The organism is Lactobacillus sp. A27 (assembly GCF_016742815.1).
Lineage (GTDB): Bacteria > Bacillota > Bacilli > Lactobacillales > Lactobacillaceae > Lactobacillus > Lactobacillus gallinarum.
Map to the genome: position 1 here is coordinate 1 of NZ_JAEHNT010000085.1, position 238 is coordinate 238.

The 238-nt window shown below is 35.3% G+C and carries 1 protein-coding gene; it reads right to left on the bottom strand.

From position 1 onward, the window contains the following. Positions 1–36: 36 nt before the first annotated feature. Positions 37–238, bottom strand: a 202-nt coding sequence (locus JEM49_RS09135) for a transposase domain-containing protein (protein ID WP_201874726.1), incomplete at its 5' end; no start/stop codon positions are given.

Sequence of the window (238 nt, forward strand, 5' to 3'; positions counted from 1 at the left end):
AGTTACTGTTATACTGAGACGGTTATTTAAGTTCTTTTATTTACAATTCTTCTGGATCTTCTCTTGCCACGGTAAATAAGCTTCAAGGGTTTCCGAATCCAGAATCTCTTCATTCGGTAATTTCTGAAGCAAATAATTCAAGTACTTTTCAGGATCAAGGCCATTTCTCTTGGCAGTTTCAATTAAGCTTAGAATAAAGCCACTTACAGTAGCACCCTCAAAACTTTGAGAAAATAAC